Annotated in this window: 18 protein-coding genes; 2 read left to right on the top strand and 16 right to left on the bottom strand. The window is 65.5% G+C overall.

What is annotated here, in order from left to right; genetic code table 11:
- Positions 1-10: 10 nt before the first annotated feature.
- From K940_RS0105265 to hisS, 3 genes are all read right to left on the bottom strand, one after another.
- Positions 11-1,030 carry a malate dehydrogenase gene (locus K940_RS0105265; protein ID WP_028476675.1) on the bottom strand — a complete coding sequence of 340 codons (1,020 nt, stop codon included), beginning with the start codon at positions 1,028-1,030 and terminating at the stop codon, positions 11-13.
- A 150-nt stretch (positions 1,031-1,180) separates the two neighbouring features.
- Positions 1,181-1,828, bottom strand: a complete 648-nt coding sequence (locus tag K940_RS0105260; protein ID WP_051406896.1) for a hypothetical protein — start codon at positions 1,826-1,828, stop codon at positions 1,181-1,183.
- A 284-nt stretch (positions 1,829-2,112) separates the two neighbouring features.
- Positions 2,113-3,399, bottom strand: coding sequence for a histidine--tRNA ligase (hisS, locus tag K940_RS0105250; RefSeq protein WP_028476672.1), 1,287 nt, complete (start codon positions 3,397-3,399; stop codon positions 2,113-2,115).
- A 139-nt stretch (positions 3,400-3,538) separates the two neighbouring features.
- Between hisS and K940_RS0105245 the strand changes: the two genes are divergently transcribed.
- Both K940_RS0105245 and K940_RS0105235 read left to right on the top strand, forming a co-directional pair.
- Positions 3,539-4,432 carry a peptidylprolyl isomerase gene (locus K940_RS0105245; RefSeq protein WP_028476671.1) on the top strand — a complete coding sequence of 298 codons (894 nt, stop codon included), beginning with the start codon at positions 3,539-3,541 and terminating at the stop codon, positions 4,430-4,432.
- Between the two features lie 270 nt (positions 4,433-4,702).
- Positions 4,703-5,248, top strand: coding sequence for a hypothetical protein (locus tag K940_RS0105235; RefSeq protein WP_028476670.1), 546 nt, complete (start codon positions 4,703-4,705; stop codon positions 5,246-5,248).
- Between the two features lie 118 nt (positions 5,249-5,366).
- Here the strand turns inward: K940_RS0105235 and K940_RS27015 are convergent, their stop codons facing one another.
- The 13 genes from K940_RS27015 to K940_RS0105165 form a co-directional block, all read right to left on the bottom strand.
- Positions 5,367-5,762, bottom strand: a complete 396-nt coding sequence (locus tag K940_RS27015) for a DUF4913 domain-containing protein (RefSeq protein WP_231390252.1) — start codon at positions 5,760-5,762, stop codon at positions 5,367-5,369.
- On the bottom strand, positions 5,759-7,615 hold the full coding sequence (locus tag K940_RS0105225) for a type IV secretory system conjugative DNA transfer family protein (protein ID WP_028476669.1): 1,857 nt from the start codon (positions 7,613-7,615) through the stop codon (positions 5,759-5,761). Before K940_RS0105225 ends, K940_RS27015 begins: the two co-directional genes overlap by 4 nt.
- Before the next feature lie 42 nt (positions 7,616-7,657).
- Complete coding sequence (locus K940_RS0105220; protein ID WP_231390251.1) at positions 7,658-8,203, bottom strand: hypothetical protein; 546 nt, start codon at positions 8,201-8,203, stop codon at positions 7,658-7,660.
- Positions 8,204-8,283: 80 nt separating this feature from the next.
- Positions 8,284-9,981 carry a peptidoglycan DD-metalloendopeptidase family protein gene (locus K940_RS0105215; protein WP_028476667.1) on the bottom strand — a complete coding sequence of 566 codons (1,698 nt, stop codon included), beginning with the start codon at positions 9,979-9,981 and terminating at the stop codon, positions 8,284-8,286.
- Positions 9,982-10,021: 40 nt separating this feature from the next.
- Positions 10,022-10,327 (bottom strand): transposase, encoded by a 306-nt coding sequence (locus tag K940_RS0105210; RefSeq protein ID WP_231390264.1) that lies wholly within the window; start codon positions 10,325-10,327, stop codon positions 10,022-10,024.
- Positions 10,328-10,394: 67 nt separating this feature from the next.
- Positions 10,395-12,326, bottom strand: coding sequence for a hypothetical protein (locus K940_RS0105205; protein ID WP_028476665.1), 1,932 nt, complete (start codon positions 12,324-12,326; stop codon positions 10,395-10,397).
- A 7-nt stretch (positions 12,327-12,333) separates the two neighbouring features.
- The gene (locus K940_RS0105200) at positions 12,334-13,824 is read right to left on the bottom strand and encodes an SCO6880 family protein (RefSeq protein ID WP_028476664.1); all 1,491 of its coding nucleotides are present in this window, start codon (positions 13,822-13,824) and stop codon (positions 12,334-12,336) included.
- Positions 13,821-15,299 carry a hypothetical protein gene (locus K940_RS0105195; protein ID WP_036527641.1) on the bottom strand — a complete coding sequence of 493 codons (1,479 nt, stop codon included), beginning with the start codon at positions 15,297-15,299 and terminating at the stop codon, positions 13,821-13,823. The genes K940_RS0105200 and K940_RS0105195 overlap by 4 nt, the downstream gene beginning before the upstream one ends.
- 221 nt (positions 15,300-15,520) lie before the next feature.
- Complete coding sequence (locus tag K940_RS0105190; RefSeq protein ID WP_028476662.1) at positions 15,521-16,333, bottom strand: hypothetical protein; 813 nt, start codon at positions 16,331-16,333, stop codon at positions 15,521-15,523.
- 117 nt (positions 16,334-16,450) lie between these two features.
- On the bottom strand, positions 16,451-16,729 hold the full coding sequence (locus K940_RS0105180; protein ID WP_155980751.1) for a hypothetical protein: 279 nt from the start codon (positions 16,727-16,729) through the stop codon (positions 16,451-16,453).
- Between the two features lie 5 nt (positions 16,730-16,734).
- The gene (locus K940_RS0105175) at positions 16,735-17,031 is read right to left on the bottom strand and encodes a hypothetical protein (protein WP_028476660.1); all 297 of its coding nucleotides are present in this window, start codon (positions 17,029-17,031) and stop codon (positions 16,735-16,737) included.
- A 52-nt stretch (positions 17,032-17,083) separates the two neighbouring features.
- Complete coding sequence (locus K940_RS27010) at positions 17,084-17,746, bottom strand: DUF6668 family protein (RefSeq protein ID WP_051406893.1); 663 nt, start codon at positions 17,744-17,746, stop codon at positions 17,084-17,086.
- Positions 17,743-18,606 (bottom strand): hypothetical protein, encoded by an 864-nt coding sequence (locus K940_RS0105165; RefSeq protein WP_028476659.1) that lies wholly within the window; start codon positions 18,604-18,606, stop codon positions 17,743-17,745. Before K940_RS0105165 ends, K940_RS27010 begins: the two co-directional genes overlap by 4 nt.
- Positions 18,607-18,620 lie beyond the last annotated feature (14 nt).

Here is an 18,620-nt window from a genome sequence, read left to right as displayed (position 1 = left end):
GCCGCCCCGATCAACAGGGTCGGATTCGCTTGGCGAAACCGAGGTCGACGACCGCGTCGCGTTCGCGTATGAGCTCGGCGACCGAGACGTCGATTCGGCTGCGGGCGAGGTCGTCCACCGCCAGGTCCGGCACGATCGTGTATTCGCCGTCTACGCAGGTGACCGGAAACGAACTGATCAACCCCTCGGGTACTGCGTAGGAACCATCCGAGGCAACGGCCATGGAGACCCAATCACCCTCGCGGGTGCCGAGCACCCAATCATGAATGTGATCGATCGCGGCGTTCGCGGCACTGGCTGCCGACGACGCGCCCCGAGCCCGGATGATCGCCGTGCCCCGCTGTTGGACGGCCGGAACGAACTCCTCGGTCAGCCAGACCTGGTCGTCGAGCAGCTCACGCGCGGGCACACCGCCGACGAGGGCATGCGCGATATCCGGGTATTGCGTCGCGGAATGGTTTCCCCAGATCGTGACGCGGGCGATATCAGCGGCCGGAGTACCGGTCTTCCTCGCCAGTTGCGCAATAGCGCGATTGTGATCCAAGCGGGTCAGCGCGGTGAACTGGGAATCGGGCACATCGGGTGCGTTGCTCATCGCGATGAAAGCGTTGGTGTTGGCCGGATTCCCGACCACGAGGACTTTCACGCCATCCGCCGCCGTGGCGTTGATCGCGGCGCCCTGCTCGGTGAAGATCGCGCCGTTGGCCGCGAGCAGATCCGAGCGTTCCATGCCCGCCGTGCGAGGACGAGCGCCCACCAATATCGCGATATCGGCTCCCGCGAAGCCGACCCATGGATCAGCGCTGATATCGACGGAATCCAGCAAAGGGAACGCACCGTCGTCCAACTCCATCGCCACGCCTTCGAGCGAGGCCACCGCGGTCGGAACCTCCAACAAGCGCAATCGGACCGGGGTGTCCGGGCCGAGCAACGCACCCGCGGCGATCCGGAACAGCAAACCGTAGGCGATCTGACCCGCGGCTCCGGTCACTGCGACGGTCACAGGCGCGGTCCCAACGGCAGTGCTCACGACGACGAACTCCTTGCGGTCGACGGACTCTTCTCGCCCACCCTAGCGACTCTCACCGCCGGCGAAGCCGAACGGTGAGCTACGCGACAGTGGTGGTCGCCTCAGCGCCGACCAGGCGATGAGCACGCCGGCAGGTCAGGTCGTCTCGGCTCAGCCGAGCGCTGTGACTTCGGCGTCGGTGAGCACCACAGGTGACACCATGTCCTTGGCCCGCGCCATTTCCACGGCGCGATACAGCGGCCGGTCCTCCAGTCCGGCATCGCGTGCCTCCGCGCGCAACTGCTGCACGAGCAGCGACGACACTGCTTCGGCCGCAGGAGAATTCCCCACGGCGAGGGCGTCGGCGAGCCTACGCAAACCGAGTAGGTGCAACTCACGCCCGCTGCCGGTGTCGGTGTACATGGCGAGCGGGACGACCTGGGAAACTGCTCCCGCGGTGATTCGCAGCGCGACGCGGCTGACTCGATCGGGGAACACCAGCACCTGCACTCCTGACATTGCGGACACGTCCACCCGCCGCTCACCGAACATCGTTCTGGCATGGATCACGTTGTCCGCCAACCATATTTGCCGACGGCGCAGCCCGAAGACGTACACCAGGGTGGGCACGGCGACCACGAGTCCGATAGCCACAGCCAACGTCCAGCTCATGACGATCGCAGCCAGCAGCGTGGCGCCGACTCCGATACCCGCGGCGGCGAGCGCGAGACGGCGCAACATCGGGGCATACACTTCGGGTGCGACGAGATCGAGCCCCACGGGCGTGATCGCCCGACCGTCATCAGAACTCGTCGACACTGCCTGCCCTCTCACGACTTCCGGTTGTGTGCGCCCGCCACGCTACGCGCCGACCCCCGCACCGGCAGCGGTGCGACGCGCCGTGTCCATCGCCACGCTCCCGACACCAGCAATCGAAAGGATGCCCGAGAGCCGGTCCGATACGGTCTCGACTCGTGCAGAACAGTCTCGAATCGTGAAGAGGTTGCGCCCGGTCGACCTTGCTCGCTCGATGCCGCCCACCGGCTTTCCGACTACGTGGCAATTCCCGATTGCGCCAGACCAGCCGTCACGACCGAAGCCGCTCATCGTGCCACGCGTTGGTGGGCGAGCGCCTCCCGGATCACCCCGACTGCCTCGGACAGTGGAATCTCGCGTTGCTCACCGGTTGCCAAATTCTTGAGGCCGAGGGTGTTGCGCGCCAGGTCTCGATCGCCGAGCACGACCGCGAGCGCCGCCCCGGACCGGTCCGCGGCCTTCATCGCACCCTTCACACCACGGCCGCCGTAGGCGAGATCCACCGCGACGCCGGCCGCTCGCAGTTGTGCGGCCAGCACAACCAGCCGCTGCTTGGCCGGCTCGCCGAGCGGCACCCCGAACACCTCGCATCGCGCCGAATGGCCCGCCGACTTCCCTTCGGCTGCCAAGGCCAACATCGTACGGTCGACACCGAGACCGAAGCCGATCCCGGACAACGGCTGGCCACCGAGCTCGGCCATCAGGCCGTCGTACCTCCCCCCGCCACCTATTCCCGACTGCGCACCGAGACCATCGTGGACGAATTCGAAGGTGGTCTTGGTGTAGTAGTCCAGTCCACGCACCATGCGGGGGTTCACAACATACGGCACACCGAGTGCGCCCAAGTGGGCGAGTACCTGGTCGAAGTGCGCCTTGGCCGACTCGGAGAGGTGATCGATCATAACCGGGGCGTCCGCGGTCAGGGTGCGGACCTCGGGGCGCTTGTCGTCCAGGACGCGCAACGGATTGAGTCGGGCGCGTCGTTTGGTTTCCTCGTCCAGTGGAAGCTCGAACAAGTACTCCTGCAGCAGCTCCCGATACTGTGGTCGGCATGTTTCGTCACCCAACGAGGTGATCTCGAGCCGGAATTCGTCCAGCCCGAGACCGCGGAATCCGGCATCGGCAACAGCAATCACTTCGGCATCCAGGGCCGGATCATCGACACCGATCGCCTCTATTCCGACCTGCTGCAGTTGCCGGTACCGACCGGCCTGCGGCCGCTCGTAACGAAAGAATGGACCCGCGTAGCTCAACTTCACCGGCAGCTGCCCCCGATCGAGACCATGCTCGATCACTGCGCGCATCACTCCCGCGGTCCCCTCCGGGCGCAATGTGACACTGCGATCACCGCGATCCGGGAAGGTATACATCTCCTTGGTGACGACGTCGGTCGACTCACCGACTCCACGAGCGAACAGGTTCGTATCTTCGAAAATCGGCAGCTCGATATGCCCGTACCCAGCCAATCGAGCCGCACGGAGCAAGCCCTCGCGTACCGCGACGAACTCGGCCGAGCCGGGTGGCAGGTAGTCCGGCACCCCCTTCGGGGCAGAAAAGCTGCTGGTCTTGGTCACGATGCTCCAGTTTCCACCACCACGGCCCGAGAAGTCCAACCGGTTGTGCGAACGAGTTCTCAGCGAGGATCCGGGGCAGTCTCAGGAAGAAATGGCACACTCGTATCCCGACACAGTCGACTATGGGAGGAATGTGGTAGTGCCGAGCAATGAACAGCGGCGAGCGGCAGCCAAACGCAAGCTGGAACGTCAGCTCGCCAGGCGGGCGGAGCGGGCACGCAGACGCAAGCAACTCACGATCGCCGGATCGGTACTCGGTGTCGTCGCAGTGGTCGCCGCTGCCGCGACCGTCTTCGCGCTCACACGCGGGCAGGACAGCGCATCCACGGCGATAGACGACGGCGCCTCCACGGCGATAGACGACGGCGCCTCCACGGCGATAGACAACGCCTCCGTCGTGGACGACGATGACGCCACCGCCGCGTGCAGCTACGACGACGGCGGAGCTCCCCCCGCCCGTCCGGTCACCAAACCGCAGGCCGACGGCATCCCGACCACCGGCATAAACGCGACGGTCAGCGTCAGCATGGAGACCAATCGGGGCCCGCTCGGGCTGACGTTGAACAATGCCGAATCGCCGTGCACCGTGAACAACTTCATCAGTCTGGCCGCGCAGAACTACTTCGACGGCACCGACTGCCATCGGATGACAGCGAGCGAGACCCTCAAGGTGCTGCAGTGCGGTGATCCCACCGGGACCGGAACAGGCGGACCTGGCTACGTCTTCGGCAACGAGTACCCCACCGATCGATACGCACCCGGCGACCCGGCAGCCATGCAGCCATCGAATCTGTACAAGCGCGGCGTCTTGGCGATGGCAAATGCTGGGCCCGGCACCAACGGCAGCCAGTTCTTCATCATGTACGCCGATTCCCAACTGCCACCGCAGTACACGATTTTCGGCACGGTCGACGAGAACAGCCTCGCCACCTTGGACACAATCGCCCAGCTGGGCCAAGACAACTCTGCACAACCCGGCGACGGCCGACCCAACCAGCCGGTCACCATCCAATCGGTGCTCGTCGACCGCTGAGCCGCCAGGATGAATGCCTGTTTTCCGTATGAGCGGCGCGCTCGCCCCATTGTGCCGACGATTGTCGGGTAATCTCGAACCGCGACGTTCCTGTGGCGTGGCCGGCCCGGCGCGAGCAGCCATGACGGCACTGCGGCGGGAATCGGTGGCCGTGGTCACCGGCGACATTCCACGGAGGATCGTCGTTCGCCCGGGATGGCTGTGACGGCGTGTCGCGCGGCCGAGCACCACAATTTTCCATAGTGATCACTGCGACATCGGGGAGCAGTCATGTCCGAGGAGCTGGACGATATCGGCCGGGAAACCGCGGCCATACTCAGGACAATGTTGCAGCTTGCGACGCTCGTCGCCCTACGGACCCGAGAACGTGGTCAGAAGGAGGCCGAGGCGCTGGTCAAGGTTACCGAGGCACGCGTCAAAGAGGCTCGGGAGATGCAGGTCCGTGAGGCCCGCGATGCGAAGGCCAAGGATCCCCGCAATAGCGAATTGGCCCGGTTGATCGACCAACCGATCGCCCAGAAAGGGGTTTCCCTGGACAAGGACCGCTTCTCCGCGCAGGCAGAAGCTGCGCGGGTCGCGGCCAATGCCGCCGAGGCCAAGCCGGCGTTGCTCTACGACTCCGCCGAACGCCGCAACGCGATTGCAGCGCATCTCACCAAGGCGGGCGTCCCACCGGAGCTGGTTGCGGTGCGGATGCTTGCCGAAATCGGGCAGGCACGGCCACCGAGTGATGCCGTTCGCACACGGCCGGAGCAGGCGCCGACGGTGACCAGAGGCCGGGAACAAGACTCACCCGGCCTGGAACGCACCAGGTAGCCCTGGACAACGTCCGCGGAATATTTTCGCGGACGTTTCGGCGGCACAGAGACAGTGACACCGGTCGCCGCGCGCACTGTGTCCGGGAATTCGCTACACGGACTCTGTCCAGGAGTGCCTACGCGGACTCTGTCCGGAAGTGGCCGACTGTAGGGTCGTCGAACATGCCGTGTTGTGGCGACTTCGTCGGCAGTGGGCTGATCATGTCCTTGTGGCCATTGCGAACGCTGCAATACTTGAACGGCCCCCTGGGGTCGAACAACTTCGACATATGCGGGTCCGCGTGTTCGAGGAACCAGACACTCATCCCGGTTCGGGCATCCAACCGATAGTGCTCCCACGCACGCCAGAGCGCTTCCAGCCGCATGACCGCCTCGCCGTGCCGCCACCACTCGGGGCACCACACCGTGTCGCTGAGATCGGTGACCTGGCGCCGATAGATCCGGCTGAGGTGGTTCTCCACGAACTCCACCACGGTCGCGTGAATCATCGGCTGTTGCTGTTGCTCGGTCACAGCGGCCGAACCTCCTCGATATGTCCCTGGTCCGGTGGCGGAAACTTCTTGAGCGACAACGTGGACTTCTCGAGTGACGGCGCACCGAGCAGGTCGGTGATCTCCGTCTTGCGCTGCGGATCATGCTGCGAGATGGACTTCTTCACTTCAGTAGCGTATTCGCCCTCCCACCACGGCACGGTACGAACCAACACCGGCGGCGCACCCGAGGGAAACACGATGGCCCGGCCGCGTGGCAGTGTGGCCAGGCCGTTGACCGTGAAGGTTTTCGATGAACTCAGCGACCGTGAATAGCTCTTGTTACCGCCCTTGGATTCGGAGACCGACTGAGAGATCACGTCGTAGTCACCGAGCACATCCGAGCGTTCCTGCAAGAAATGAGTGTCGTCCACACCGCTGCCGAGCACTTTGATGTTCGCTGCCGACCACAAGGCATTCATCCCGCTGTCGCCCCAGCAACGCGCGCCCTGGGCCCACGACTGCAGGACTGTCATGACGACGATTCCGCGTGAGCCGAAATGACTGTACTGCTTGGGCAGATCCTTCCAGCGCACCACGTTCGCGGCCTCGTCGAGCACCGCCAGCATCGGAATCGCCAGCCGGCCGCCGGCCGAGCGCGACGCCTTGCGCATCGCGACGTCGATCACCGCCTCGGTGAGCGCGCTCACCAACGGGGCAGCCGACCCCCGACCTTCCAGCGACAGGCTGTACAACGTGCCGTTGCGCTCCAAGAACGCCAGTTCGTCGAACTCCCGACCACCACCGTCTTTGGTGATCCACGGATGGACGTTCGACAGTTTCAGGCAACGAATCATCTTCTTGGCGGTGCCGAAGATGCCGCTGCGTGTGCGCGGGTCGGTGTTGTATTGCGAGGACAGGCCGGAGGCCGTGTAGTGGTGCCGAGCGGCACGCAACAACTCGATCGGCTCGGTGTCCTGTGGGTTGGTCACCCATTCCCAGACCTGCACGATCTGGCGACTGCCGTTGCCGTCACCGACAGCAGCGGCGAGAAACAGCCCGGCCAGCAGATCCTCGGCTTCGGGATCGAAGAACGCGTCGGTCTTGGTATCGCGCCCGTCATCGCTGTCGGCGAAATGTCCCGCCAAGCGCGCCGCGCGCATCTCACACCCTTCGCGCTTGGCATCCACCCAGGACAGTGGATCCCAGAACCAGGTCGGCTCTTCACCGGCCACCCCCTGCGGGTCGAAGACGTAGGTGGGACTTCCCTTGGCTTCTCGGACGTCACGGGTCGCATCCACGACATCTCGCTTGTTCGACGTGGTCAGCACCGGCCCGATCGCGGTCAGTATGGCCGGGATCACCCGGGAGGTCGACTTGCCTTGTCGTGGACCCCAGATATCGAGGTGCAAATCCTCGTACGAGCCGTAGAGCATCACCCCATCGGCCACCCCGACGCCGATCGGCACACCGGGAACGTCCTCGTAGCCGAGCTGCACGCCGAGCTGCCGGGCCTTCTCCCGAACGCCGGACTCGGTGAGCATCGAGATCGCGGCGCCGGAACCCATCACATCGGCCTTGGCGTCGACCGGAAGCTGGCCCGCACTCGCACGCTTGTGTAGATGCGCGCGGATCACGAAGTAGCCGACCGCACTCATGATGACCAGCACGACGATTGCCGTGGCCGCACCCGGCCACTGTAACCGTCCCCTGGCCAGATCTGCCGCGATGGCAATCGGATTCACCGGAACATTCTGTGGACTGCCCGCGAGCATATTTCCCAGATGCAGTGCAAGCCACAATGTTCCGAGGACCACGAACCCGGCGTAGATCAGATACAGACCGACATCGGGTGTGGGTACGGCCGGATCAGCGACCTTTTTCTTCTTCGCCATGTGTGCCTCCTGAGTCAGCCGTCACGAAGGATGAGCCGGTGGTCAGCGGAATGCGTCCAGCCGCCAGCCATCCGGCGTGCGCACGACCGTCGCGATCACCGTGGCCGGTGGTAACGGTTGCCTGCGCCCATTCGGATGGACGACGGTCTGCTCTATCCCGATCTTGAACTGCCGTACGTTCGGGTCGGTCGGGTTCGGCGCTTTCTCGCCCGAAGCGAAGGTGAACGCCTCCACACGCGCTCCTTCCTCCGCCCAATCCGCCCACTGTAAGCTCGGCTTCGGTAGGTCCACCTCGGCCGGCGGTGCCTCGAGCAGGCGAAGCAAACTGGGACCGAGAAAGTTCCGTGCTCGCACCAACGAAGCGCCTCGGCTCTCGACGGCGGGTCGCCAGCTGTAGATCTGCTGCAACGCCGCGACCGCTACACCGTCGGGCGTCCCCGGGTCCGGAGCGGGGACGTCCTCGAGCAACCGAGTCGTCACCGTGGCTCGATCTCCCTCGGATCCCTTGTCCACGAGGTCATCCCGACCACACCCCACACTCAGCATCGCGAGGCCCAGCACCAGAATCACCCCCAGACTCACCCGCACGTTCGCTGTGTGATTCCAGGCTAGCCGGACACCGCGGCATTGTGGCGGTCTCGCCGCTGCGGGGTCCACCCCAGGCATGCTCACAACACCCTCCTCGCTCGCGCGTCTCCGGGTACCGGCACTTCTCCGACGCCTCCTGCCGATCGCGGGTCCGAGCCCGGAACCGACTGAATCATTCGACCGCTTCCGACATAGATGCCCACCAGTGTCGGCCCACGCGCCCCGAACGAACTGAACACCAAATCGCCCGGTCGAACCGCGCTCATCGACACCTCTACCCCAGCCTCCCACTGCTGTTCGGCTGTGCGCGGCAACATCACCGTCGCGGACGAAGCGGCGAATACCGCCGCCGAGGTGAGCCCCGGTCCATCCACACCGCCCCCGCTGGCTCCTTGTGGCCCCCCGCCACCCCACACGTAGGGCGCGCCGAGCCAGTCGCGCGCGGCCTCCACGATCTGTGCACCGATCGAGCCCGAACCGGGTGTGAAGCGGCCGAACGAGCCGGGCGCGCGGTATCGCGCCTCCATCGCCAGAATATTCTGCACGTACGGCCGGGTCTCGATATAGTGCGCTGCCAGCTGATTCGGCAGCCCACCCGACCGAAGGACCGCACCCTCGCCCGCGTTGTACGCGGCCAACGTCAGCGCGAGGAGATCGCCGCGCACCCTGCCGTCCGACAACCATCCCTGGATCTTCTGCGCGAGGGCGCACATATACCGTCCCTGGCCGATGATTGCGTCGCCGTCGTCCCACACACTGGCTACGCCATTGCCGTCGGCGTCGATCACGTAGGGTTGGCCGTCGGTCGGATCGATACTCGCCGCGGTGCCCGGCAAGAATTGGGCCAGCCCCTGCGCGCCGGCCGGTGAGGTCGCACCACGCCGGAAATCCGATTCCTGTTTACCTTGGGCGGCCAGCAACGACGGTGTGATCTGCGGGCAGATCGAACCCGCACGGCGGTACCAGATTTCCAGTTCCGCTGGCACCGATCCCATAGCAAGGGCGCCCCCGGCAGTACCGAAACCGCGGCTGCACCGCGGGTCGCCGGAGAAGGCGCGTGCTCCACCCACGTCCGGGGTAGGAGCGCCATCCAGCCACGGCAGCGGGTCGATGTGGCGTCCGCCGGTGAAGCGCCCACCGGGGACGACCTCGAAATGCAAATGTGGTCCACTCGATTCGCCAGCCGACCCGACCGCACCGATGTGCTGGCCCGCAACGACGACGTCCCCGGCTCGGACCATCACACCGGAAGCCCACATGTGCCCGTAAACTGCAGAATACGACCGGCCGTTGGCATCCACCGAATCGATGACGATCCAATTGCCGAAACCCGATGCTGCCCCGGCAGCCACCACACGCCCGTCGGACACCGAGAAGATGGGAGTGCCGTCGGCTGCGGCCATGTCGATGCCCCGATGCCTGCCATCCCGCGAGCCGAAGACGTCCGACAGCGTGAACGTGTCGATGGCCAACGGCAGCACACGACGCAGCGGTCCGACTTCCGCGGCCAGTACCGGCGGTTGGGTCGTGATCGGATTGTGCGGGGTCAGCCCCGAGCTCTCGGGCGATTCCGGACTCGTGGCGTCACTGGGAGCCGTACCCGCCGAGCCCAGTCCATCCCTGCGATCGCCGCCCCACGGTGGTGGCAGCGACTGCGAACCGAGTGTCGGCCCGTCTTCGCATGCGTCGTCCACGACGGGCAGGACGATCACCAGCACGAGCGTCACGAGTGCGAGCACCGTACCGAGCGCGGTCCACAGGACAGTTTTGCTGTTCATCGCCGTCGCACCCTGGCCGCGCACTGCGCCCGGGCGAGGATCACGTCCGGTGCCGGGCTTCGTTGAGCGTGTCGGCCAATGTCCGGTTCATCTCGGCTGCGGCCGCCAACTGCTGTTGTAGCAGTGCGACCTTACGCCGCAACGCGGTTGCGTCCATGCGCTCTGCACAAGGACCTTCGGCTGCGCGGACCCAGTTGCGCACCGAGTTGGTATGCACGCCGATCTGTTCGGCGACCACACGGCACGCCTCCGATTCGCTGCGTAGCTTGCCGGTGAGCGCGATGACCTGGGCGACGGCAGCCTGCCGAACCTCGGGCGAGACCCGACGGTAGGGCCGGTGCGGCATCACGCGCGGCACCTCCCTCCGGCCAGTGCGTCATAGTCCGCTTGCGCGTCGCGCCTCGACTGCGCAGTCACGCCGCACTCCCAGGCGAATCCGTTCCCCGCACCGCTGATTCGGTGAACTTGCTGAAACGCTGGTTGGTATCGTGGATCCCGCTCTCCTTCTCCGACTGGGTGAATTCCATGTGGAACGGAATACCAGGACGGCGGTCTTCGCCGATCTTCAACAGGAACTTTCCGGTACCGGGCGGAGACGGTCGCTGTTGTCCTGGTTTGAGCGCCTCCCCGGTCAACGCTTGCGGCGCCGACCATCCGGTAACCATCTCCTCTTCGGCCGAGGTGAACGGCACAGTGCTGTCCAACCGCTTGATCTCCTCGGCCGGAAGCGCGCCGAAAATCTTGGAACGCGCCCGCTCGAGGAACCCCAGTGCCTTTGCGATGGCGGCGTCCGACCCAAGTGCTTGCAAGTCTTTGATGGTATGGCTGATCATGATCAAGGCGGTGGCGATGCCACGCTGCAGTCGAGTGAGCTCATCGACCCGATCGACCATGAAGTCGCCCAACCCGAGCACCTGCCACAGCTCATCCATCACCACTTGGAAATAGCGCTGCGAACCGAGCTCGGCATCGGCCAGAACGTGCGCGGCCTCGACCGAGGCGAACCCGTCGGCCCAACACGCCAACATCACCGCTGCCTTGAGTTTCTTGTCGCCGGTCGGGATGTGTGAAACATCCATGCATACCGCGACCGCGCTGGTATCTATCGCCACCGTGGTCTGCCCGTTGAACACTGCGCCGAACGGGCCTCGGGTGAGCGCGCGCAACGAGCGGCGCAAACCCTTGATGGCCTCCTGATAGGCTGCCGGTTCATCGGCGCCTGCGTCCAGCATCAATTCCTCACCGCCACCGACGATCACCTCCAGCAGATGTTCCATGATGGGCGGCTTGTCCGGGGTGAACCCACTTCCCGGTTTGTAGAGGATGCGCAACGCAGTGGAGATCAGGGTCTCCTCGTAGTCGCGGACGCGGTCGCCACGCACCAGTTCGACCAGCCCCGCGATCAGCGTCACCTGCCTGGCCCGCAAATCCTGCAACACTTGAACCTGCAGTTCGGGAAACTCTTCCAACCGAGGAACGACCGCACCGAGTACACCGGCCGCGAGCGGATTGAGCTTGCCGTGCCCGTATCCCAGATCGATCACTTGGCCGCCGACCAACTCGACCATCGTGCGGTAGTCGGGTTTGACGTCGGCCAGAATCAAGGGCGTGATCCCCTGTGCGATACCGCCCAGCACGATCCGACGCACCAGCGACGACTTTCCGAAACCATTGAGTCCGAGGACGAACAGGCTCGGGGCGGTGATGAAGCTGCCGCGCATGAACCAGTTCATCGGGTCGAAACAGACCGGCGAGCCGGTATGCAGATGTGATCCGAGAGGCGTGCCGATCAACGGTGCGCCGGCGCCGACCGACCACGGCCACAATCCGGCAACTTGAGCCGTGGTGGCGCGATACTCGACCGGCCGACCTACGACGTTCATCCGGCCACCACCCGGCCCTGCGTAGCCGCGATCGGTGAGTTGCGCTGTGCTGCGGTCGAAACCGTCCTGAACGGTCCGCTCGGCTCGCGCGGCGTAGTTGCGACGACGGGTGTCGTCGGTGCGAACTCGGAACTGTGCCCACGCTGCGCGCAGGCCACTGCCCTCTCGGGCGATCACTTCGAGCTTTGTGCGGGTGGCATGGTCGAGCAGCCGAGGGCCGGACTGCGTGCGGGTATCCCGCTTCGAGGGTGTGCGGCCAGCCGTCGCGGAGCGCCGCTGGCCGGTATGCTCCTCGGAGCCGGAGTGGCGCAGCCGGTCGTCGCCGTTCATCGGTGGCGACTCCCGGCCGGGACGCCGTCGCCGCGAGCGGCGAACTCTGTTCTCGGCGCTGGATCGTCCAGGGCGAGCGCGGCGTGTGCGCTCGTCGCGTTCCCGTACAGCCGGTTCGTGGTCGCGTGCCATGAATCGCTCACCCCGCCAGTGCCTTCGGAATAGTGGCATGCTCCGGCAGAATCACCCCGCAACCGAGCGACGCCGCAAACGCGGCCGCCTGGTAGCGGTAGCACCGCCGAATCTTCAACCGCGCCTGAGTCGACAAGTCGCGGGTAATGGCTTCGATGCGCGGCAGGTCACCACGTAGCGGTTCGGTGATGGTCACCAACGCTCCGAAGCGGGTCACACCGTGACCCCGGGCTTGCTCCTCGCGAGCCTGCTGGGTCGCACCCACCCGCAGCGTCGCTGCCGCCGACACCACCCCGCGCTCACTCTGCTGCGCCACCAACGCATTCTTGAAATCGTCGTCGACGATTTCCGCGGCGTCGGCAGCCGAATGCGGACGGTACACGATCGCGATACGTTTGCGCGGGACTTCCGGGTTCGGCGCCAGCAAACGCTGCAGGACTCGTTCGTCGACCGCGCCTTCGGGGGCGGCGTCCATCTCCCAGGTGACCGACCGGCCACCATCGTGCACCAAGTGATCCCACTTCTCGTCATGCGACACCGGCCCGGCGTCTGCCCAGTCCAGACCGTGGCCGGCAGGTTCACCGGCGGCGACCTCGAGGTCGGCCTGCGACGCGGGGTCATAGCTGCGTCGGATGAACGCGATCACTTCGTCGGCCGACATCGGCTGCGCCCGAACGCCCGCCTCCGCCAGCGCAGCGCAAATGCCAGGCAAGCGGCGGCCGATCTCGACAGCTTCTTCGGCCGGGTTCTTACGGCGTTCGGCAGTGGTGGCTTTGAATGTGATCGCCACCCGTGGCAACAGCTGAACCCGTTCCTGGGGCAGTTCGGTGGCCAGCTCGTACATCACCTGTTGGGCCAGTTCGGGTGCTTCCGACTTCGTGATCGTGGCCACCTCTGTGAGCAAACGATTTCCGGTTTCCGGCACAGTATCGATGACCGGGACGACCCCGACGATGTCGCTGGTCTGCCCGACCGAGGCCAGAAAGGTGCCCCACGCCGAAACCCACCGATCGATCACGGGCTGATCCACTGCCTCGTGCCCCTGAGGCCAGGCGCGCAACACGACGGTGTACTGCGCGAACTGTGGAAGATGAATCATGCCGAAGCTGTATCCGCCCGCATCGATGCCTTCATAGAGCTTCGAGGGTGCAAGTAGTCCGGGTAATCGGGTGACACCGCCCGGGATACGCGAGAATCGACCTCCGCGATAAACATGCTCGCCGCGGCTGCGCGAGCGCATCCAATTGAACATCATCAATCCCGTCTCGTAGCCTGAACGCCCTCCAGTGCGCCACACGAGGGGAATCATGACCACGACGCCCGTGCCGCCGACGATCACTCCCCACCGGAAACCACCGACCATCGCCGTGATCAGCGCAGTGATCACGACCGCGAAGCCGAGAACGGTCTCCTCCCAACGCAGACCGAACAGTCCGGCGCTGCGCGGCTTCTGCCAGAGCCCATACGAGCGCCGCTCGTAGGCGTCGGTGACAGTCATCGTGGAATCGTGCTCCTCCCGAGGTCGGGTGCACGGTTGGTCCAGCGATCACCCGCGACGTCACCCATGGCTTGGTCGGCCCGGTTCAACCCGCCGCTCGCCGCACGCGCCGCCCCGATACGGCCGGCCGCCCTGGCTGCTCCGGAGGGTACTCCTGCCGCGCCCGAGGGTTCGGAGGCTCGCGGACCTGCGCCGCCGCCCTGACCTCCGCCACCGCCGCCGCCACTGGGTGGAGGTGCCGGCCGGGGCGCACCACCACCACCTGCTGGGCCACCCGGCCGTGGACCGGTGCCACTGCCGCTCACGTAGCCGGCGGTACCGGGCGCCGCCGCGCCCTTGACGCCGACGGCCTTGGTGCCCATGGCGCCGAGACCGGCCGCGGCGAGCAGAGTTCCGCCGGTAGCAGTGAGACCGGAACCACCGCTACCGACGATCGCGACAGCGGGAGTGACCAACCGCATGAGCGCTGGCAGCACGAACGCCACACTGCACAGCAGCACCAGCGCCACCAGCATGCGCTGAGCCTGCTCACCGTCTGGCAGACCACTGGTATCGGTGAGCCCGTCGACATGTCCCGCGGTGGTGAACGCGATCATGTATACGATCGCCGCCACCGGTTTCCACAGCATGAACGCGATGATCCAGCCGATCAGCTTCTGATAGGACTGTTTGCCCACGTCCATACCGGAGGACGCTGCCGCCAGCGGAAGTACACCGGCCGCGATCACCAGCAGTCCTTGACGGACGATCGCGAGCACGATCTGCGCCAGCGCGCCGAGCAGACCCACGATCGCGATGATGAGGACCAATCCCGGCGAAAATGCCTGCAACTTACTGGTTTTCACCATCAGCTCGGCGAGGTCCTTGGCATTGCCGTTGGTGGAGTCGTTGATGATCCACTCCGAGAAACGATCCGATGCTTGCGTTCCGGCCACGATCACCGCACCGAGCATCCATGAACTGAAAACCACTCGGGTGAACATGCGAAACGACTCGGCCGCCTCGTTCATCACAGCACCGCGCCTGGCCTCGGCCAAGCGCGCACCAGATATGATCACCGACGCGATCAACAGCAAGATCTGTACCTGATAGGTGTAGTCGTTGATCTTGGTGAACAGCGAGCCCGAATCGCTGGCGACTTCGTTGGGCACCTTCATCCAGAAGGTCAATGCCAGGATGATGGCCTCGCCGAGCCCGCTCATCAACGAGTCGACCACCTTGCCGAAGGTCGAGTCCCATGCCTTGTCCTTGACCGCCGTCGCAGCCTGACCGGGATGCGTGGCCGCATTGCCTGCTTTGCAGGCCGCAGACGCGGCATCCCCCAGGGAGATACCCGGGATCCCGATATTGTCGAGGGTGTCGTGGATCTCGTTGCAGGTCTCGTCGAAACCGTAGGTCTGGCCATAGGCCACCGTCGGGGTCGCGATCATCACCGTGAAGATGACCGCGAATATCGTGATCAGCCGCCTCACCATTGTCTGCACCCCTCGGTACTCCGCACGAACTCCATCTGGACTCGCCTGCTTCCGGTCACCTCGGCGAGCTTCCCATTTCCTGGTCGCCACACAGTCGACGACCTGGATTTCGGGACCGTGCTGCTGTCTGGAACTGCCGGCGTCGGGCGAACCGGAGCTCGCGACACCCACCACCTCATGGTCGCCGCGCGAGGCCAGTGGCATGCGGCCGCAATACCGGGTCACCACGTCGTCCACCCCGCCAGCGACTCGAGATACTCCGTTCGCGCGTTGCCGGACGTCGCCGGCTTCAAGCGCCAGTCACCGGCCTCCCACACCATGACCAAGCGTGTCGTCGCCCACAACTGTGCGCCGTCCACCACTGGCCCCCTGGTGGCCAGGCGCACGATCGCGAGATCGTCGGCATAGTCGTCCACCTTGAACGCATCGGAGGCAACGAAATACCGGGTCACCTTCTCCGGCTGTTGCTCGGGCAGTCGGGCATCGACCAGAGCCCGATCGTATGCGGCGATCTGCTGGGCAGACACCCGCACCTGACGCACGTACAGATCACGGTCCGCGGGCCGGGCGTTGAGCCGGTAGGCGATCTGCGCGGCCGCCAGCACCGCGCCCTGTGGCGTGTGGGCGTACCCCACCGCCTGGTTGTCCTCGATGCGCACCGGACCATCGGACGTGGAGAACGGGACGGAAGCGCCGTAGACCCGCTGCCAGCCATACGGTTCGGTTGTGCCGTCGGGTGCGGCGGTCAGCCAGTCCGGGTCGGTCGGCTTGCGTTGCAGGGCCGGATTTTGGGGCAAGGGTTGTCCGGCCGCGTTGTTCGGGATATCCACCCGTCGGCCGAGAATGTCCACCTCCGGACCGGCGAAGCCGGTGCCACCCGTGGCCTCGGTAACGGCGGGGCTGCCGTCGATCCGTTCGTCTCCACGGCCGAGGAAGACAATGATGCCGACCACCATGATCGATACCAGTACAGCCGCAGACGTCACCAGACCGAAGGAGACGCGCTCGCGGGCATACGATTCCTTGTCGCTCACGCCGGTGCCTCCCATCTCGCTGTGTCGCCGGGCAGCGCATCGACCGAGTCCCGACGGTCCATCGCCCGCATGATCGTCGAAATCATTGCCGCGTCATTCCTGTCTCGCTTCGGTGGTTCACGCGGGTAGGAACGCCAGCGCGATCCCCGATGCGGTACTCGCCACGGCCGCACCCAGCAAGCTCATCAGCACGCCGTGCGAAGAGTCGTTCATGGCCAGATCGCTACGAAACGCCAGCCACAGCTTGCCCGCGGATACGATCATCCATGCCAGGCACACCAGCAGTACGAACCACAACAGCCAGTTCAGCAGTTGCATCAGCGGCTCGAGGACCTCGGCCGGGATCTGCTTGTAGGCCAACACCTCGACCATCGACCTGTGCTCGATACTCGACATGGACATCAGGTACCGATGACGGCATTCATGATGGTGCCGGCGCTGGTGGCTACGACACCGCCGATCATCGCACCCGCCACCATCTTCGGTGATTCGAGTCCCCCGCCTGTCCACTTCTCCCAGGCGAACTTGCCGCCGGCGTAGATGATGCCGCAGACACCGGACAGCAGAACGAACCACGTGAGATACCGCACCAGTTGCAGGATCTTCTCCGAGCCGGGCGGAGCTTCGGGCGTCGGATTTCCGACTTGCGCGAGTACGTTGCCGTAGGTGTCTTGTACGGCGAGGAAAATCGTGCTCATCGGGTGCCTTTCTCGCATTCGGATGTGGTCGTCGCCGACGCGCTGCAGGCGTTCATCGATCCGTCGGCTTCCTGAGCTGCGGTCTCGGGCGGTCGAATGTGGTCTCCTCCAGTGCCGTCCGCGCGGCAACGACCATGGCGGCGCCGAGTTCGTGGATACCGGGCGGCACATCTTCCAACAGGTCGGGCCGGCGTTTCTTGGGCGGCGGTGGGTCACCCGGAGACCACACCGGCAGCTGCTCCGGTTCGACCAGAGTCCACTCCTCGTACCAGGGCACCTGCCACACCTGCCCGGCCAGCGAGGCGACCACGTCGCGGTACCGCCGGATCTCGGGAGCCATCCGACCGGGTCGTGCGGCGACGGTCACCAGACCGAGCACGTCGCAAGGCCCGGCAAATCCCGAAAGGTGCTGGCGGAGAAGGTCGTGCGCATGGGAGAGACCCGCGATGGTCTCCCTCGCAACGAGAACGACGAACGGACTTTCGCGGTCGAAGACGCCGGGCCAGCGGCGGCCCGAATCCGCCGCGGGCGCAAGCACATGCGCGAGCGTACTGGCTCCTGCCCCGCCGTGCACGCCCAGCAGCCACACCAAGGGTGCACGACCGACACCGGGCACCGGACGGCCCCAGATAGCGGCACGCCGGGACTCTGGAGGGGCGATCACGCCGGCAGGCGGAGGATCGGGTCGACGTGGAAAAATCATGGCGGCGGTCATGATGCCACCCCGGTGAGCAGACGCCTATACGCCCGGCGCGTCTCAGGAGCCAGCGATGCGTGCCGCACCAGCTCTCCGCGCGCCAGATGCGAGTCGTACGGAATCTCCTCGATATCGCGGACCCAGCCGGACAGATGTTCACGCAAATGTTCAGCTACCCGAATGTCCTGGTCAGGATACTGATGCGAGACCACAATGGTGACCTCCCCGACAATGCCGCCGCCGCGTCGGTCGACAGGGTCTCCGAACTGGTCATCGAGCCATTCCAGTGCAACTCGCAACCGGTTGGCGGCGTCGTTACGTGCCGGAATGGCAAGGACCAGAGCCACATCCGCGTCCGCGAGCAGAGGAAGCAGTTGCCGCGCAGCGATCGGGTGTCCGCCATCGTAGACCGCGGTGTATCCGGCATCACGCACCGCACGGGCGACCGTGAGATACGTCGCACGCCTGCGCAACGGCTCGGCATCGCGCCACAGCAATCCGATCCCTGATGTGGCGCGCGACAGACACTCTCGCAGCGGTGCGGGCTCGTCGTCGCCTCGCCCGTACAACCACGACTGCAGGCTGACCGGGTGTAGATGCTCGTCCGCGCCGCGCAGCGCCAGATCACTACCCGCCGACGTCGCGTCCACCGCGACCGTCGGCCGTCCCTCGCCGGCGAACTCACCCGCGATGCCCAGCACCGTGGTGGTGGTGCCGGCACCACCGCATCCCCCGACCACCAGAATCGAACGCTGCCCTCCGGACCCATTGTCGTCGCCGCGCAACCGAGCTACCGGAGCCTCCGAACGCACCGACTGGCTCACCGAGTCACCCGCTACCGGCGCCTCGTCGAGCCAGCGACTCCAGTCCTCTCCCATCTACCTCTGCTCTC

The sequence above is a fragment of the Nocardia sp. CNY236 genome (genome assembly GCF_000482385.1).
In the GTDB taxonomy this organism is placed as follows: domain Bacteria; phylum Actinomycetota; class Actinomycetes; order Mycobacteriales; family Mycobacteriaceae; genus Nocardia.
Note: the sequence above shows the minus strand (reverse complement) of the source record. Positions and strands in the feature narration are given on the sequence as shown.